This window comes from Desulfoscipio geothermicus DSM 3669 (genome assembly GCF_900115975.1).
Classification (GTDB): Bacteria; Bacillota; Desulfotomaculia; order Desulfotomaculales; family Desulfallaceae; genus Desulfoscipio; species Desulfoscipio geothermicus.
In genome coordinates, this window is the sequence record NZ_FOYM01000015.1 from 54,854 (window position 1) to 70,781 (window position 15,928).

A 15,928-nucleotide genomic window follows, 5' to 3' on the forward strand; every position below is an offset into this window, starting at 1 on the left:
CAATACCTATGATAAATGTTTTCATCGCAAGCAACAACGGGATTATAATGTCGCATCGTGACTTCATTTAACGACGGCATAGACATAGTTTGCGCTGTCAAGTGAAAATTGCCGAAACCCGAAAAATAAAAACCCATATCCCTATGGACATGGGTCAGAAAGTATTGATTTGTGCTTTTTAGGATTCTTCAATGGAAATTGCGCCGTTGGGGCATACAGTTACACAGGTTTCACAGCCCAGGCAGTCGCTGGGATCGCCGGAAACAGCAGCCTTATCGCCATCCATTTCGAGGATGTCAGCCGGGCAGCCCTCTGTGCATTCGCCGCAACCTTCACACTTGTCAACATCGATAGTTACTGTGAACATATTTTTTGCCTCCCTCTCCCTTTAAATTTACATGGGTTGTACCCCGATGACCCGGTCAATCATTGATTAACCAGTTATTTTTATTGTACAAAACCCGGACCGTTACGTCTATAGTAAATTTTACAAAATTACACTGGCGTAAAAAAAACCTGCCAGAAGGCAGGAGATATAACATTTAAACCATGGTCTGTTCCATTCTTTTAATGGCCAGCTTTACAAAGTTACCGCAATTTTCTGAACTAACATAGCCGAAATACAGGCTGCCGCCGGGAATTACCTGATCCGCCACACCCAATTCCCTGGCAAATTCGTATTTTGTTTTGTCGGAAAGATACTTGGCCATTTTTCATCCCTCCGATCTTATTATCTGCCCGGAAACGGAATAAATACCGGTGAAAATCTGTTGCATTCTACAGTTTTTACATGAATTTTTTTAAAAAATTTTGCTTCACTTCACCCCCTACCTGATCCGGGCCGGCAAGTTCCGCCCCAACAGCCTTTCCAGGGAAGCGGTGCACTGCAAAACCCGCCGCAGGTCCATCCCCGTTTCTACGCCCATTTTATGCAGCATATGCACCAGATCCCCGGTGGCCACATTGCCGGTGGCGCCGGGTATAAACGGGCAGCCGCCCAAGCCGCCCAGCGAACACTCCAGAATGGTGACCCCCGCCAGCACGCCGGCCAGGGCATTGGCCAGGCCCAGTCCCCGGGTATCATGCAGGTGCAGCGCCCAGTCAACCCCGGAGTAACGCTCTCCCACTTCCCCCGCCAGGTCATATACCTGGCGGGGATTTCCCATTCCCGCCGTATCCGCCAGGGTAATTTCCCGAATGCCCGCCGCCACCATGCCCTCAATCACCCTGGCCACCGCATAGATACCGATGGCCCCCTGGTAAGGGCAGCCAAAAGCAGTGGCCACCGCACCGCGCACCCGCAAACGACCTTCCGCCAAGCGGCAGATTTCCACCAGTTCCGCCAAGGACTCGGCCACCGAACGGTTTAAGTTGGCCCGGTTGTGCGCCTCGCTGGCCGAAACCACCACCACGATTTCCCGCAAGGGTGTATGAAGCATTTCCAGGGCCCTTTGCATGCCTTTGACATTTCCCACCAGGGCGCTGATGGTCACACCGGGACCGGGGGCGCCAATACCCGCCAACACGGCCTCGGCGTCGGCGAGTTGGGGCACCGCCCGCGGGTGCACAAAGGAAGTGGCTTCTATAGCTGATATCCCCGCCCCGGTTAATTCCCTGATCAGGGCAATTTTCTTTTCTGTGGGCAGAACGGTTTTTTCATTTTGCAACCCATCCCGCAGGCCCACCTCGCGTACCAATACCTTGCCGGGCCAGTGCAATTTCCCCGCCCCCTTTATTAGTTCAGTCGCCGGTCGCCGGTAAAAAATCCGGTAAAAAATATTATATCAGAAGCAATTTTGCCTTAAAAACCTGTGGGCTCCTTGGGTATACGACCGGTTCTGATGCACTCGCTGCGCAGGCGGCGACCGAGAATTTTTTCCACCATGCGGCCGATTTCCAGCACCCGGTCTGCGTTTACACCGGTATCAATACCCATTTCGTCCATCATTACCACCATATCTTCCGTGGATACCAGCCCCACAATGTTGGGATCCTGGTAGTAGTAGGCGCCGGTGCCGGCCACCGGACAGCCGTCTACAAAATTGGCGGGCTGGCCGCCGGTGCCGCCCATGGTGCTTTCGAACCGGGTAATACCGGCCTGCAATGCCGCCAGCACATTGGCCAGCCCCCAGCCCCGGGTAACGTGGAAGTGCGCAACGTGCAGGTCGGGATTGGGCAGGGCGTCCAGGATCATGGAAAAATACTCGTAAACTTTATTGGGCGGCGCCGAGCCGTCATGGTCGGCGTGCTCAATGTCATCGGCCCCCAGTTCCAGGTAGTGCCTGGTAAACTCCACCGCTTTTTTCAGTTCGGTGGGCCCTTCGATGGGACAGCCCCAGATGGTGCTGACCGTGCCGTTCACTTTAATACCGGCGTCGTGCGCTTTTTTGATGGATTCTTCGGTCATTTTCCAGTATCCCTTATGGTCGAGGCCGGAGTTCTTATACATGTGCGACGGAGATGTGGACACCATTTGCAAAATACGGGTGGGACCGTGCCCTTTCTTTTTCAATTCAACGGCCCGGTCCACCGCTTTTTCCCTGATACAAATGGCGGTGAGCTCGACACCATCCAGTTTATCCTTGACCCTTTTGGAATTATACAATCTATAAAACAGTTCGTCGGCATCGGCAAACTGGGGCATGCCCCGGGGGTTACCCAGATTGGTAACCTCAATTTCCTTGAAGCCAGCCAAGATTAACTCTTCCAGGACCCACAACTTGGCGTTGGTGGGAATGGTTTTTTCTTCGTGCTGAAACCCGTCCCGCACAGTGATTTCCCCGATCCGCACTTTCTTGGGATATTTTAATTCAAACACGGCTAAACCTCCCATTCATTCTTTTTAAGATAGCATCGTCTTTGCGGTTTCGGTGGTCTCTGCTACGCTTGCGAATCTCCGCGCCGACGGGACTTTGGCTCGCTTCGGACCGCCGAGCCGTTAACCTCAGCTTCGCCAAGTCCCGTTACCGTCGCTCCGATACATCACTTGCAGAGACCACTGAACCCGCCGCTTTTTCTTCTCCCGCCAGTGCTTCCTCTTACATGCTGCGTCGGCCCTATCTTCCTTTATAAACCGGCTTGCGTTTTTCGTTAAAGGCCAGCAATCCCTCGTCCCGGTCTTCGGTGGCCAGGCAAACCAGGTGGCAATCCGCTTCCAGGGCCAGGGCGGTGTGCAGTTCCAGTTCCACGCCCAGGTTAATAGCCTTTTTAGCCTGCCGCAGGGCGATGGGGCCGTTTTTGGTGATTTCCAGCATGATTTCCATGGTCTTTTCCATCAAGTTATCCGCCGGTACAACGTAATTGGCCAGCCCCAGTTCGTAAGCCTCCCGGGCGCTGATCTTCCGCCCGGTGAAAATGAGTTCCTTGGCCCGGTTGCGCCCGATCGCCCGGGGCAGAAGCTGGGTGCCGCCGCCACCGGGAATCACGGCGAGACCCACCTCGGGCAAACCAAAGGTGGCCTTTTCCGAGGCAATGATAAAATCGCAGCACAGGGCAAATTCAGTGCCTCCGCCCAGGGCGAATCCGTTTACCGCGGCCACCAGCGGCTTGGAGAATTCCGCCATTGCGGTAAAGGCGCGCACGAATAAAGCCCGCTGTTTCCGCATCTGGTCCTTGGTCATGTTTTTTCTTTCCTTTAAATCGGCTCCCACGCAAAAAGCCCGGTCGCCTTCGCCGGTCAGCACCGCGGCAAAGATTTCATCGTCCTGCTCCATTTCATCCAGGCAAGCCAGGATATCCCGGGCCATTTGGGTGCTCAGGGCATTCAAGGCTTGGGGACGGTTAAAGGCCATGACGGCGACATGCCCTTCCCGAGTTAGCTTGATGGTTTCATATTCCATTCACCATCACTCCCTTCAAACATATTAAGATAAAACCAATATCCATAATGTCTGTTACCGGCGGATACCGACCACCGACCACTGACGACTACACCGGATAAACCGGGTGCTTGCGTTCAGTGAATGTCTTGGTCTTGGATTCGTACAGGGCAAACCGGGTGATCAGCTCATCCCGCAGTTCGGTCCCACTAACTACGTGATCAACCACCAATTCCGACGCCAGCCGGTAAATATCCACGTCCCTGGCGTACTCTTCCCGTTTCTGCCGGACAAAGGCCGGTCTTTCTTCGGGCGGCAGCGCCATAATTTTGTTTTCGTAGACGGCGTTAACCGCAGCCTGGGGACCCATCACGGCTATCATGGCCGTGGGCAGGGCCATGCAGCAATCGGGTTCAAAGGCGGGCCCGCACATGGCGTACAGCCCCGCGCCGTATGCCTTGCGCACCACCACGGAAACCTTGGGCACCGTGGCCTGGGACATGGCCGAAATCATTTTGGCCCCGTGCCGGATAATCCCTTGGCGCTCCACCGCCGAGCCGATCATGAATCCCGGCACATCCATCAAGAACAACAGAGGGATGTTGAAGGCGTCGCACAGGTTCATGAAGCGGGCGGCCTTATCCGCCGAATCAACAAACAATACCCCGCCTTTAACCGTTGACTGGTTGGCTAAAATACCCACCGCTCGACCGCCGATCCGGGCCAGCCCGGTGATCAATTCCGGGGCGAAAAGTTTTTTGATTTCAAACCAGCTGTCCCGGTCGATAATCCGGTTGATCACTTCGTACATGTCAAAGGCCTGGTTCTCTTCCGCGGGCACAATTTCCTCAATATCGCGCCCCTCGGCGGGAGGTTGCGCTTCAATAAGCGGAGTTTTTTCCCGGTAGTTCTGGGGGAAATAGGTGAGATAACGGCGACAGGCCTCAATGGCCTCCTTTTCCGTGGCCGCCAGCAGGTCGCCACAACCGCTGACGGAGCAGTGCATCCGGGCCCCGCCCATTTCTTCCAGGGTGACCTTTTCAAATATCACCATTTCGGCCATCCGGGGCGAACCCAGGTACATGCTGGCGTTGCCGTCCACCATGAACACCACGTCGCAAAACGCCGGGATATAGGCGCCGCCTGCCGCCGAAGGCCCGAACAACAAACATATTTGCGGGATCATACCCGACATTTTTACCTCGTTGTAAAAAATACGCCCCGCGCCCCGGCGGCCCGGGAACATTTCAATCTGGTCCGTAATCCTGGCCCCGGCGGAGTCCACCAGGTAAAGCATGGGCACCTGCATATCGATGGCTGTTTCCTGGATGCGGATGATTTTTTCCACCGTACGCCAGCCCCAGGAGCCGGCTTTTACCGTAGAATCATTGGCCATCACGCACACGGTGCGCCCGTGTATTTTACCCACCGCCGTAACCACGCCGTCAGCGGGCAACCCTTCCGCCAGGTTGTTGGCCCACAGCCCGTCTTCCACTTTGATGGAACCGGGGTCCAACAAAAGCTCCAGCCGTTCCCGGGCAAACATTTTGCCCTTTTTGGCGTTGCTCTCGTGATACTTGGGAGCCCCGCCCCTCTTGACAAAGGTTTCTTTTTCTTTCAACTCCAGGTCCAGATCCCGTAAATTTTTATCATTCATACTGTTTCATCTCCCAACTTTCATGTTAATCTTCTTTTACATTCATAAATAGTTGAAAATTTAGACTTTTTAAAAATTTTATGCGCCAAACCGCTTTTATCTCACGGGTTACAAGGTTTTAGGAGTCAATCACCCCCTGCGTGCATCTCCAAAAATTATCAAAAACTATTTATTGAATATTTAAAATTGCAAGAACAATACCAGATTAACTAAACCTGTTATAATGCCTAAACCCTTGCAATTTACCGCATAACAGCCCCGGAAAAAACCAGGGCAGCAAAAAGCCGGTCATAAACCCAAAGGTTATAACCGGCTGTTAACATATAGTGAAACCTTTGTTTACACCGTCATTCTTGCAAGGTAAACTCCCATGCACAATAACAACCCTGCTCAGGTTCATCCGGCGGGCAACAGATGCACCGGGTAGTGATGCGGGAGTCGATGGCCCGGGCAAAGCCGCTGTATTCCACCAGTCCCACCGGCTTGCACGGGAAAAAGGGCATATTTTTACGCTCCCGGGCGGACTGCACCCGGCAATCCACCATCCGGAAAACCAGCTTGTCAGACCCAACGCGAATAATTTCCTGTTTGTTAAGAAACGCATACAACCTGAATTTCAAAGCCAGCTCCAGTGCTTCCAGCCCGCCCTGTTCCGGCAAACCCAGGAACTGCTTGATCCGGTTTGCTTCAATAACGGTAAACTTCTCCCAGGCCGCAGCGTCCGCCTCAATGGCAGCGTCCATGCCGTATTTTTTCTCCACCGCCTGGAACCACAGCCCGTCGTGGGCCAGCCAGCGCTTACTCAGGCTGCCCACAAATTCAATCAGCTGCTCCTTGCTGAGATCATTGATGTCTTTGATCGGTTGCAAAACCATCCCTCCGTTTCATTTATACATTAAATTAAGCAAATATTATACCAGCATTAATATTTTGGGGCACCAAAATTTTAGGCCCCCACCGTTTGTGAAAAACGGCAGGGGCCTAAACCACCATATCCGGTAAATGCATCTTAATATTTCCTCCAATCCAACCGATTTATTTCACCGGCCGCAGAACAATAACTTTTTTATGTCTTTTGCCGCCGGACTTTTTTGTTTCGTGATCCGCTTCCATAATAATCTGTGCCCGCATTATCTCCGCCTGGCAAAGCGGTTCTTCCAATGTTTTTTCCATCCACCTGCTCAACCTGTTGAACACTTTCATCTTCATCACTCCTCGTACCATTTTACTGCTTTCCTTGGTATGTGTCTATAATGATACTCCTTTTGCCGGAAAATCAAAAGTTGTTTTCGCCGAATTAACATTATAGTATGGCGAAAATTTCACAATACATTTACCTTTTTGTTTGTTATCGCACAGGCTTATGGCGATTATCCCTACATCGGGGCCCCAATTAACTTAACCATACAACCCCCTATTTCAACTGTTCGGCATCCTTTTACGACGTTTTCCCCGGCACCTGTTTAAAATTACGTCAAATGTGATGCGACTATGGTCAATATCACATTTGACACCGTCCCTGAAACCTTGATACCAGCGGTTTTCAGGGCCGGCGGACGTGGCATGGACTTTGCACTTTAATATACATTGATCGGGCAATAATTATACCCAGCGAAATAAATTTTTAAGGAGGCACCCGCTTATGAAAACCAGCCGGAAGGTGCATGAGTGGATGGTCAACCACCTGGAAAAACCATTTTTAGAAGCAGAAATGTTTAAAACCGAACCTGTGCAAGACAACGACAACGCTGAGAATACGGGACGGCTCCTGGGCACAGTTCTGGTTTTGGCCACGCCCTTAATTCTTGCTCTGGCCGGCGTAATGCACGGCTAATATAAACCGAAAAGTACGCGCAAGGGAGGGAGAATTATGACAGATAAAGAATTCGTAACCACCTTTGTCCGGCAAAAAGAACGTTTTATCGAACAGAGCATGCCCGAAAGAATCAACCTGCGGACCCTGGACCTTTTTGAAAAATGGTTGAAAGAAAAACTAAAATCCCGCAAAACCGCCGGGAAAGCCCACAACGAAACAAAAAAGCTGGATCTGCGCGACCTTTTGGACCGGGCGGTCATGAAGGCCGGTTATCTACTGCAGGATCGGGGTATCCAGATTAATTGCGTTTCCTTTATGATTCCCGGCAATAAGACTTCTTCCCGCTGCATCAAAGTCCACCCGCACGAAAATTTATATTACCGCATATGCAAAACCTCACCCCGCAAGGGTAAACACAAGGGACAAAATTTAATCGCTATCGAACTGGTTATGGACGGCAAAAAAAACAATATTTTTATTCCACTTTTGGCCCGAAAAGAAAATATGGAAAAACAACTGGGCATGGTCCTGGAGCGGGAAAGGCAATCCATAGAAGCCACCGGCAAATACCGGTTTAAAATATTTTTTAATCTTGACGAGTATGCAGAAAAAGAAATGGCCGAACAACTTGGCGCCACACTGGCCGATTTTATAACGGTTACCGGGATGCATCTGAAAGAAATACACAATTAGCCGTTATTCGATAATGCCCAGTTCCTTCATCTTGGCGTACAGGGAACTGCGGTTCATTTTCAATGCCTGGGCTGTTGCCGAGCGGTTCCAGTTATTGTCCTCCAACGCTTTCAGGATTACCTCCCGTTCCACCTCGGCCACTATTTCCTTTAAAGAATCGCCCTGCAACTCTCCCAACCAGTCAATACGCCGGTTCTTTTTGCGCAGGCTGCGGGGCAGGTCCTCCACCGTGAGCAACGGCCCGCTTGACATGAGCACCGCCCGTTCGCAAATATTTTTCAACTCCCGGATATTGCCGGGCCAATCATAATGCGCCAGCAACTCCATGGCTTCCCTGGCAAAACCGGTAACGGTTTTTCCGTGTTCATAGCTACAAGTTTTAATGATATGTTCCACCAGCTCCGGGATATCCTCCTTGCGCTCCCTGAGCGGCGGCAGCATAATGTCCACCACGTTGAGCCGGTAATACAAGTCCTCCCGGAAAGTGCCCTCGTCTATTGATTTTTCCAGGTCCTTGTTGGTGGCCGCAACGATACGCACATCCACCTGAATGGTTTCCGTGCCGCCAACCCGCTCAAATTCCCTTTCCTGCAGCACCCGCAGCAGCTTCGCCTGGGTGGACATGGACATTTCACCGATTTCGTCAAGGAAAACCGTTCCCTGGTGCGCCAGTTCAAACTTTCCCTGTTTGGCCGTCACCGCCCCGGTAAACGCCCCTTTTTCATGCCCGAACAGCTCGCTTTCCAGGAGGTTTTCAGGAATTGAGGCACAGTTGATTTTTATGAAATTTTTGTCCTTGCGTACACTGTTAAAGTGTATGGCCCGGGCCACCAGCTCTTTGCCGGTACCGCTTTCGCCCCTGATAAGCACGGTGGCGTTGCTGTTGGCCACCCGCCCGATGGTTTTATAAATATTTTGCATGACGGGTGACCGGCCAATCATGACATCGGTCCTAACCCGGTCCTCTTTAATTCCATCCCTCTGGGAACGCCTAATCAATTCTTTAATATCCACCGCTTTTTTTATCGTGTCCAATATTTCATTTACTTTAAGCGGCTTCATCAAGTAATCAAAAGCGCCCAATTTCATGGCTTCTATTGTGGTTTCCGTGGAGCCGTAAGCAGTGATCAATATTACGGGCACATTTTGCCCGCGCCGGCTGATTATCTCCAGGGCCTGTATGCCATCCATTTCCGGCATCCGGATATCCAGCAATACCACATCGGGATTCAACCGGTCAATCATTTCCAGCCCCTCCCGTCCGTCAGACGCGCATTCCACCCGGTAGCCGTTATCTTTCAGGATGTCGCCCAGCGCTTCCCGCACGCTCTGTTCATCATCAACCACCAGCACCAATTTATCCACCTTACCCCTCCTCCCAGGTTTTCAAGTAAAAGGTAAACTTCGTGCCTTTTCCTACCTCGCTTTCTACCTCAATATGTCCCTCATGCACTTGAATGATCTCATGGGCAATGGCCAAACCCAGACCGGTACCCTTGGGGCGCGTGGAGTAAAAAGGATCAAAGACGCGGTTCAGGTGTTCCTGCGGTATGCCGCGCCCGGTATCTTCCACGGCCACCCAAACCAGCTCACTATCGGCGTCAAAACCCGTGGAAACGGTGATGCTGCCCCCCTCGGGCATGGCCTGTAAAGCGTTGAATAAAATGTTGACCAGCACCCGCTCGATCTGTTCCGGGTCAACCCAGACCGGAGGAATATTGCGTTCCAAATTCCTGATCAAGCTGAACTTACCCTGGTGAATTTCATTAAAAAAGCCCAGCACTTCATCTATCAGGGAATTGATGTCCTTTTTCACAAACCTGGCTTCGGCCGGCTTGGCAAAATATAACAACTGGTCTACAATGGCGTCCAGCCGGGCAACTTCCCGGTGTATGGTGGCCAGTGACCGGGGATTGGGTGCGTTTTGGTTTTGCCAGTGCTGAATATAGACACTTATGGAAGTAAGCGGGTTTCTGATCTCGTGCGCCACCCCGGTGACCAACTTGCCCAGGGAAGCCAGCCGTTCCTGCCGCTGGGCTTTTTCCCGCAAGCGCATCCGTTCGGTAATGTCCCGGCATAAAAGCACCATCCCGATCTGCCTGTTTCTGGTGCCAAGCAACAAAGACGCGCTGATCAACAGTTCCATGGTATGGTGATTGCCGTTTGCCGCCAGTGAAATGTGCAGGTCTTTATAGTTACGCTTTTCAGCCAAGGTTTTATTGATCAACTCGGCAAACGGCGACCCGGCCGGCAATAACTCCCGGTAATCCCTGTCCCGGCAGTTTTCCGGCAACTGCATCAGTTTATGGGCCATATTATTGGCAATCATTACCTTGCCATGCACATCCACCACCAATATGGCATCATCTATTGTGGCCAGCATGGTTTCGTTATACAGGTTAAGGTCAGCTATCTTGTGCGCGAAACCGTTGATGGCGTTTACGATTTCACCCAATTCGCCCGGTGCCGGGGGGAGGGTCAAACTAAGGTCCTTCTCCAGTAATTTTACCCCGTCCTTGATGTTTTCCACCTGGTTGACCAGCTGGCGAAAAATCAACACCGAACCGAAAATACCGGTGACGATTACAAAGGCGATAATAGAATAAACCGTATACTCTATTTCCCGGCGCTTAACGTAAAAGCTTGTTTCCCCCAGGTATTCGGCAGACCTGATAACGCCCTCGACCCGTCCGTTCCGGGTAAATGGCTTATAGATTTCCACCACGCCGCCTTCTTCCTCGCCCAGGTTCTGCGTCAGCGGCGTCTTATTGTCCAGGACGGCGTCAAACGCTTTCTTGCGGCGCATGGAATAGTTTTCACCCAGGCGTTGCGTCCCGTCAAAAAAAACGTCCAAATCGGAATAATAAAGACCTATGTGCACTTCCGGGTATTCTCGGTGTACATCGTCTATAACCCGGTTCAAATACTCGGCCAGTATGGATATCTGCTGCTCCCTGCTTTTGTTTTGCGCCTGTTGCTTGATCAAATAATCTTTCAAGCCGCCTTCCACGTGCTGGTCAAAGATATAGGCGGCCTGGTTTAACCGGGCCTTTTGGTGCTCCAGCAAGGAAAGTTCACTATTGCGGATGATGCTCATCAGGTATACCGTCAGCAGCACGGTGAGCATAAGCAGTAAAACCACAAATATTAAAATACGGTTACCAAAAAAAATTTTATTTCCAGACATGATAAGCCCCATTATTATTAAAGATATATTTTAATTATACTACTTATTAACTGCAAGCCACATTGCCATTTAATCAAAAAAATGCGCCGGATTTCCAACCGGCACATAGCTCGTTTATTTTATTGCGGCTTTTTTTTAAACAGAAGCCTTGGAACTGCTCAAATCGCCTCCGGCATTTTGCACAACCCCCGCCCGTCGGTAAGCCTGAAACATCCAGAAAAGAATCATGCTTACACCAACCGCCCCGCTGCCGAATAGAAATATATTACTCATCAGAGTAATGGCATCGTGCATACCGGCTGCCAGAGAAATTTTACCCATTTCAGCCAGGTAAACGGGCACCATCGCCAGCCTGCTCAGCGCCACCATGGCGATTATGGCCACCATCACCAGCCTCATCTGCGAGCCCCGCACCACCCGGGTGCCGATTGCTCCCAGGTTGATACCGATCATGGACCCCACATACAGCAGCAGAGTAATCCTGAGATCCACCAGACCGTGCATTGAGTAAAGAAATGCACCCTGCGCGCCGGAGAATATGGCCAGAAACAGTTCCGTACCGGCCGCCACATAAGTGGGTATACCCAGCAGGTAAATCATGGCCGGGACCCCGATAAAACCGCCCACCCCGATGGTGCCGGCCAAAAACCCGGTGGCGAAACCCACCAGCAGCGCCAGCCACAGGGAAGCCCTGACACCGGCGACCTTAAAGTGGATCACCGGCGGAAGATTGAGGTTCCTAATTTTCTCCGCCAGCGTAGGTCCTTCCTGCCCCGTAATCCGGTTTGTTCCACGGCGCTGTTTCATAATATCCCGGAACATAAACCAGGTTACCCAGGATAGTATAATGACAAACATTATGCTGATATACAGGTTGGAGCCCGCCGTCCCCATTTTTGCCAGTATGCCCCTATTCATCGAAACGGCCACCTTGACGCCGGCAAATAAGGCAATAAACATAACCAGGCCCATGCGCATATCCACATTGCCAAATTCGTTGTGTTTCCTCGAACCCATAATGGCTTTGCCGAATTTATGGGTTATATTGGCAGCCACCGCCATGATACCGGGAATACCCAGGCTCATCATGGCCGGGGTCATAATAAAAGCCCCGCCGCTACCCAGAAATCCACTTAATATACCACCCACCAGGCCGATACCAAAAAGGGAAAAGGCTGTTTTAGGAGTTAAAGTGATAAATTTTATTGCTTCGGCCGCAGCCGGAATCTCCACTGCCCCTGCCATTAAATCACTCCTCTCTCAGTTCTTGCGACTTTAATCGCTCCTGCAAAGTGTGTTTTAATATATTGGATATTGCCGTGCCGTACAAAAAAGAAACAACAACCACTGTGGTCATACACAACAGCGGTGCAAAGTAAGTTTTACTTTTTAATACTTCCACCAATTTATCGGTATGGGAAAAAACCACATAATATATGATAGCTGCCATAATGAGGTAAACAGCTGCTGAAAGCATGGCTGTTTTTTTGCTTTGTTTTTTTGTCGCCAAATTTGCCATTAATCACCACTCCCCCTTTTCCAATACTGATGAAAAAATGCTGCAATACGCAATTAAACACCCCCCCAATGTTTTTGTAATTTAAGGTGCAAGTGGGGTGCCAGCCGCAAATTGCACTAAAACCCTTTATTTTCGGCACTTTGTGAAAAATAACTTCTTCACGATCTGTTGGAAAACTGGTCAGGCTTGCCCCGATTCACAACATCCTATCCCAAAGCCGTCAACCAAGCTGTTTACAGCATTTTACCGCTTACCGGTTTTGTATGGTTTTGCATCAAAAATAATAAGGGGACAGGCAAAAAAGGGGACTGGCTCCGATTCGTTTTGTGAATCGGTGCCTGTCCCCTTTTTTACCCTGTCCCCTTTTTTTCCTGTCCCCTTTTTAGCAAACTTTATACTCAAGTATTTAAAAGAAATACTCATCCATAATCGTGAAAATGTCTATGACGCGCACTATACCGGCCGGCTTGCCACTTTGCATCACCGGCAGGGAATTTACCCGGTGCCTCAACAATGCCAGCGCCACCTCCCAAACCGGCGCCCCGGCATCTACAGTATATAATTCAAGGGGGCGCATTACATCCCGCACCCGCACCCTGGCCCCTTCCCGCAACTGGTTTACATAATACCAGCCCCAGGATTCCGCTTTTATTTCCGGGTCATCATCCAGCGACTTAAAGCCCGCCGCCCGGAGCAACCCACGCATCGTCAAAATGCCTACCAGTTGCTCATCTTTCCCCAACACCAGCACGCTCCGGTGTCCGTGCCAGGCCCCGCCCTCGCTGTGCATGGCCCCCTGCAATACCTTAATGGCTTCATATAGCGTGGCTTCTTCGCCAATGGTCACATAGCTTTTTATAGGCACCATAATATCCGCAGCCCTTTTGTTTTGCATAGCCCTTACCTCCGGTCAGTCCAATAGTTCGCCGACAATCCAAAACACATCAATGGTGCGCACCATACCGACCAATTCCCCGCCGTCCATTACCGGCAGCAGGCTTATTTTCCATTTGTGCATTTTGCGAATTACTTCAAAAACACTGCTTCCCTTTTGCACGGTAATTAAATTAATGGGCCGCATGATGTCCCTGACCACAATCTCCAGGCTGTCATTGAATTTACCCATAAAAAACAATCCCGTGGCGTCACCCTTCAATAAATGATCCTGAATAGCCTGCAGCTGAAACGCCCGCAGCAACCCCCGCAGGGTTAACAAGCCCACCAGTTGGTCCTTTTGATTCAGCACCAGTGCGGCCTGGAAGCCATACCACGTACCGTCCTGCCGGTGAAAAAAATGCCGCATTACCCGTATCGCCTCAGCCACCACGTCGTCTTCCCGAACCAGGGGGAAATGGTGCAAGGGAACCATGATATTTTCCACCGTTTGTTTAGAGGGCATGCGGAAAACCTCCGTTACTTCAGTATCCCTGTTTGCGCACTGCGGTCTGCCAGTAAAACTCCCATTGATCAAAAGTGCCTGGGCCATTGCCAGGCACTTTTATTTTTCTGCGCACCTTTTTAAATAACCTGCCGGGCCAAGTGCGTCTGAATATTTTTTACGTTACTAAGTAATTATTTCCGAACTCGGTAAATCATTCCCCACCGGCGGTACTTTTACCGCCCGGCGATAAGCCTGGAACATCCAGAACAGGATCAGGCTGACACCCACCGCCCCGCTGCCAAAGAGGAATATATTGCTTAACAAAGTAACCGTTTCATGAGCACCCGCCGCCAGGGTAATTTTACCCAGGTCACTAAGGTAAACCGGTACCATGGCCGCCCTGCTGAGCGCCACCATGGCGATAATGGCCACCATCACCAGCCTGATTTGCGAACCCCGCACCACCCTGGTGCCGATAGCCCCCAGGTTGATCCCAATCAAGGAGCCGAGGTACAGCAGCAAGGTGATCCTGATATCCACATAACCGTTCAGGGCGTAAAGGAAAGCCCCCTGCATACCCGAAAATATGGCCAAAAACAGTTCCGTACCGGCAGCCACGTAAGTGGGAATCCCCAGCAGGTAAATCATTGCCGGCACGCCGATAAAACCGCCCACGCCGATGGTGCCGGCCAAGAAACCGGTGGCAAAACCCACCAGCAGCGCCAGCCATAGAGAAGCCCGAACATTGGCTACTTTAAAGTGAATCACCGGCGGTATGGACAGGTTTTTAATCTTATCGGCGAGCGAAGGTCCCGCCTTCTCATTTGCCGTTATTCCTCGGCGCTGTCTCATGATATCCCGAAACATGAACAGCGAAACCCAGGAAAGTATGACAATAAACATTATGCTGATATATAAATTGGACCCCGCTGCGCCCATTTTTTCCAGCACGCCCTTATTCATGGTCACGGCCACCTTCACACCGGCGAACAGGGCGATAAACATTACCAGCCCCATGCGCATATCCACATTGCCGAACTCACTGTGCTTTTTGGCCCCCATGATGGCCTTGCCGAATTTGTGCGTAATGTTGGCGGCCACCGCCATAATACCCGGGAGCCCCAGGCTCATCATGGCCGGCGTCATAATAAACGCTCCGCCGGTACCCAGGAAACCGCTCAGGGTGCCCCCCACCAGTCCAATGCCAAAAAGGGACAGTGCAAGTTTGGGAGTCATGGAAATAAACTTGATCGCTTCCGCAGCGGCCGGAAGCTCTACTGCACCCGCCATATTATCACTCCTCTCTTAATTGTTGGGATTTCAATTTTGTTTCCAGGGTGTGTCTCAATATTTTAGCCACCGCCATGCCATACAGGAACGAGGCCGCCAGGACAATAGTCATTGAGGTCAATGGAGCCCGGTAACTCTTGCTCTGCAATAAACTGTTTATCATATCTGTATTGGCAAAAACTAAAAAGTACAGCAACATGGCACCTATTAAACCCAATAACGCTTTTACTGCAGCTGCTTTTTTAGTTTCCAGGTCTTTTGCCGACATTTCATTACCTCCTTTATCAAAAGAAGTCTGTTAAATCAATATCAAACTGTATTTTACCCCCTCTCATTTTTTTTGTAATTTAAGGTGCAAATGCAATGCCAATTTACATTGTGCTTTAAGACCTCTATTTTCGGTATTTTGCGAATTTTAAGTTTATTTTGCTGTTGGAAAACTCATCAACACTGACCTGCTTCACAACAACTATCCTACAAAGGAGAAATCACGCGTTTCTCCTGATTTCCAACCACCGGGCTTTTGTCCGGTTTTACAACAAAAAACAAAAAGGGGACTGGCTCCTT

The 15,928-nt window shown here is 50.7% G+C and carries 18 protein-coding genes; 2 read left to right on the forward strand and 16 right to left on the reverse strand.

Annotated elements, in window-relative coordinates:
• Positions 1-178: 178 nt before the first annotated feature.
• The 8 genes from BM299_RS10385 to BM299_RS19330 form a co-directional block, all read right to left on the reverse strand.
• A complete protein-coding gene (locus BM299_RS10385; protein ID WP_092483704.1) occupies positions 179-367 on the reverse strand; it encodes a ferredoxin family protein in 189 nt (62 codons plus the stop codon).
• Positions 368-542: 175 nt separating this feature from the next.
• Positions 543-710: an alpha/beta-type small acid-soluble spore protein gene (locus BM299_RS10390; protein ID WP_092483706.1), complete on the reverse strand. Its 168-nt coding sequence runs from the start codon at positions 708-710 to the stop codon at positions 543-545.
• A 117-nt stretch (positions 711-827) separates the two neighbouring features.
• Positions 828-1,718 (reverse strand): hydroxymethylglutaryl-CoA lyase, encoded by an 891-nt coding sequence (locus BM299_RS10395; protein ID WP_092483708.1) that lies wholly within the window; start codon positions 1,716-1,718, stop codon positions 828-830.
• 83 nt (positions 1,719-1,801) lie between these two features.
• Positions 1,802-2,818 (reverse strand): hydroxymethylglutaryl-CoA lyase-like TIM-barrel protein, encoded by a 1,017-nt coding sequence (locus tag BM299_RS10400; protein WP_092483710.1) that lies wholly within the window; start codon positions 2,816-2,818, stop codon positions 1,802-1,804.
• A gap of 238 nt (positions 2,819-3,056) precedes the next feature.
• Positions 3,057-3,839: an enoyl-CoA hydratase-related protein gene (locus BM299_RS10405; RefSeq protein WP_092483712.1), complete on the reverse strand. Its 783-nt coding sequence runs from the start codon at positions 3,837-3,839 to the stop codon at positions 3,057-3,059.
• An 88-nt stretch (positions 3,840-3,927) separates the two neighbouring features.
• Positions 3,928-5,475, reverse strand: a complete 1,548-nt coding sequence (locus BM299_RS10410; protein ID WP_092483714.1) for an acyl-CoA carboxylase subunit beta — start codon at positions 5,473-5,475, stop codon at positions 3,928-3,930.
• A gap of 347 nt (positions 5,476-5,822) precedes the next feature.
• Positions 5,823-6,350: a DUF6125 family protein gene (locus BM299_RS10415; protein WP_092483716.1), complete on the reverse strand. Its 528-nt coding sequence runs from the start codon at positions 6,348-6,350 to the stop codon at positions 5,823-5,825.
• A 160-nt stretch (positions 6,351-6,510) separates the two neighbouring features.
• A complete protein-coding gene (locus BM299_RS19330; RefSeq protein WP_165608266.1) occupies positions 6,511-6,678 on the reverse strand; it encodes a hypothetical protein in 168 nt (55 codons plus the stop codon).
• Positions 6,679-7,117: 439 nt separating this feature from the next.
• Between BM299_RS19330 and BM299_RS10420 the strand changes: the two genes are divergently transcribed.
• Both BM299_RS10420 and BM299_RS10425 read left to right on the forward strand, forming a co-directional pair.
• Positions 7,118-7,309, forward strand: a complete 192-nt coding sequence (locus tag BM299_RS10420) for a hypothetical protein (RefSeq protein ID WP_092483718.1) — start codon at positions 7,118-7,120, stop codon at positions 7,307-7,309.
• Between the two features lie 36 nt (positions 7,310-7,345).
• Positions 7,346-7,984 carry a hypothetical protein gene (locus BM299_RS10425; RefSeq protein ID WP_092483720.1) on the forward strand — a complete coding sequence of 213 codons (639 nt, stop codon included), beginning with the start codon at positions 7,346-7,348 and terminating at the stop codon, positions 7,982-7,984.
• A gap of 3 nt (positions 7,985-7,987) precedes the next feature.
• On the opposite strand, the gene BM299_RS10430 is transcribed toward BM299_RS10425, so the two are convergent.
• From BM299_RS10430 to BM299_RS10465, 8 genes are all read right to left on the reverse strand, one after another.
• On the reverse strand, positions 7,988-9,349 hold the full coding sequence (locus BM299_RS10430; protein WP_092483722.1) for a sigma-54-dependent transcriptional regulator: 1,362 nt from the start codon (positions 9,347-9,349) through the stop codon (positions 7,988-7,990).
• A 1-nt stretch (position 9,350) separates the two neighbouring features.
• Positions 9,351-11,171 carry a two-component system sensor histidine kinase AtoS gene (atoS, locus tag BM299_RS10435; protein ID WP_092483724.1) on the reverse strand — a complete coding sequence of 607 codons (1,821 nt, stop codon included), beginning with the start codon at positions 11,169-11,171 and terminating at the stop codon, positions 9,351-9,353.
• A gap of 135 nt (positions 11,172-11,306) precedes the next feature.
• The gene (locus BM299_RS10440; protein ID WP_092483732.1) at positions 11,307-12,416 is read right to left on the reverse strand and encodes a sulfite exporter TauE/SafE family protein; all 1,110 of its coding nucleotides are present in this window, start codon (positions 12,414-12,416) and stop codon (positions 11,307-11,309) included.
• Between the two features lie 4 nt (positions 12,417-12,420).
• Positions 12,421-12,690, reverse strand: coding sequence for a hypothetical protein (locus BM299_RS10445; protein WP_092483734.1), 270 nt, complete (start codon positions 12,688-12,690; stop codon positions 12,421-12,423).
• A 406-nt stretch (positions 12,691-13,096) separates the two neighbouring features.
• Positions 13,097-13,585, reverse strand: coding sequence for a CBS domain-containing protein (locus tag BM299_RS10450; RefSeq protein WP_092483736.1), 489 nt, complete (start codon positions 13,583-13,585; stop codon positions 13,097-13,099).
• A 15-nt stretch (positions 13,586-13,600) separates the two neighbouring features.
• Positions 13,601-14,089, reverse strand: a complete 489-nt coding sequence (locus BM299_RS10455) for a CBS domain-containing protein (RefSeq protein ID WP_165608267.1) — start codon at positions 14,087-14,089, stop codon at positions 13,601-13,603.
• 165 nt (positions 14,090-14,254) lie between these two features.
• On the reverse strand, positions 14,255-15,361 hold the full coding sequence (locus BM299_RS10460) for a sulfite exporter TauE/SafE family protein (protein WP_092483740.1): 1,107 nt from the start codon (positions 15,359-15,361) through the stop codon (positions 14,255-14,257).
• Between the two features lie 4 nt (positions 15,362-15,365).
• Positions 15,366-15,629, reverse strand: a complete 264-nt coding sequence (locus BM299_RS10465) for a hypothetical protein (protein ID WP_092483742.1) — start codon at positions 15,627-15,629, stop codon at positions 15,366-15,368.
• Positions 15,630-15,928: the final 299 nt, after the last annotated feature.